General features: G+C 40.6%; 1 protein-coding gene. It reads right to left on the reverse strand.

The genetic code is table 11. From position 1 onward, the window contains the following. Positions 1-242: 242 nt before the first annotated feature. The coding region (locus ACP6PL_RS21165; protein WP_426547252.1) for an N-acetylmuramoyl-L-alanine amidase family protein at positions 243-1964 on the reverse strand (1722 nt) is incomplete at its 5' end.

Below are 1964 nucleotides of genomic sequence, written 5' to 3' on the forward strand. Positions count from 1 at the left end.
TTTAAACCTGAATTATTTAATTAATAATTAATAATTAATAATTATTCGGTAAATAGGAGCAAATAATTAAGTATTTATGTTTAATATTTTTCTGAAAATTTAACTCCTGAGAAAGATTAATATACATCTCCTATAATCAAAAATAAAATCAATTATCTTTCAGAAATCATCAATTCTTTCTCTTGATTTTTATATTACTTGTAATATTTTTAGTGCGGGCATCTTGCCCGCTAATTTGTACTTCACAGGCTGCTAGGAGTGGTGTATTTACGAGAATAAGCTTGAACATATCTAAGTATGCCACGAGCAACTGCCTGCGCCATGCGACTACGTTGAACAGGATCGGCAAGTATCCTCGAATCATAATTACCAGTGACAAAACCCACCTCTACCAAAACAGCAGGCATCTTAGTATGTCTTAATACATGAAAACGTGCTCGCTTTACACCACGATTATTCATAGTCGGAAAAGCTTCCAACATACTATTCTGAATATACCCTGCTAGAGCACGCCCACTTTGGTAATAAAAAGTTTCTAAACCATTCACATCAGGACGACTCATACTAATAGCATTAGCATGAATACTCACAAACAAATCTGCTCCAACCCTATTAGCAATTGCAGAGCGTGGTGGTAAATCTAAATCCCGATCTGTCTTACGAGTCATAACAACTTGTATATTATTCTGCTCCAGAATTTTAGCTACCTCTAATGACATCGGTAACACAATATCCTTCTCCCGCAGACCTCCAATACCCACTCCACCTAAATCTGTGGGTCCCCCATGTCCGGGGTCTATAACTATCATTAGTCGTCCATCACGTTGAGGTAATCTATTGGGGAAAGGAAAACGAGGATTAGTATTATTAGGGCGTCTATTATTGCGACGAGGCCAAGGAAAAGGCCAGCGTCTCGGACGCAAATTTTCAGAGGAATTCTGAGGTAATCTATTCTGAGGTGGTGGATTTTGGGGTGATGAATTTGGATATGATGGATTTCGGGATAATGAATTGTTTCCCCGTGAAAATAGTGAGGGTCTTGAACTAGAAGATTGCTGTGTAGGATTGGGCTTCCAACCTGGAGGTGCAGTTCCAATATTACCCCAACCCATAGGCAAAGATAACTGTTGGGCCGTAATCTGAGTTACTTCTGCAATTTTTACGTTAGTAGCAGGCTTAACCAGAATTGTAACTGTTTCTGGATCTTCTTGACGTATTTTAGCCCAAACCAAAGGACTACCAACCTGTCGGCCTGGTAATCTCAATCGGTCATCTACCTTGGCATTATATATAGTAATTCCATAAGCATCTGTTTCAGAATCCCAACCACTGGTATAGTTTAGAGCTTGGTCTCCAGTAACCACTAACTCATTACCATTCTTTAATTCTACTGACTTAACCACCGCAAAGCCAGTACCTTGATTAATTGTCGGTGGTGCTTCTCCTTGAGGCCATACTGCTACTCCACCTGCATAAGCGCGAGCTTGCCATTCAGTATTAGTATCTGGCAAACTTACTGTCAGACGAACTACTGCTGGTGCAGTTGAAAGTTGAGTTAGTTGAGTAATTGTTAATCCAGATTCATTAAATCTTTGATTTGGTTTGAGACCCTTGGCAGTTAGAGTAGCATTAAGGACATCAATTGTCATCCAGGTACGGTCAACACTCTTCTTCAGTTCAATTTCTGGTAATTTACCACTTGTTTTGAGAACTACTCCCTCTTCTTTTATTTGGACATCTTCTACAAGAGTTGGTGTGCCATTAGTGGCAGTTGAATTATAGGGAGAAGGATTATTAGGTCTTTGTGTATTTTGATTGCTTGGTCTTTCTGTTCTGCGAAGAAGTAGGGGCGAACTTGGAGGCGGTGGGGCTGAAGACTGGGGACTTTGGAGAGGGAGAGGTGAACGTGGAGGCAGTGGGGCTGAAGACTGGGAACTTTGGGGAGCTAGGGGTGGAGACTGAGG

Origin of the sequence: Dapis purpurea BLCC-M126, from assembly GCF_050015975.1 — a bacterium.
Lineage (GTDB): Bacteria > Cyanobacteriota > Cyanobacteriia > Cyanobacteriales > Microcoleaceae > Trichodesmium.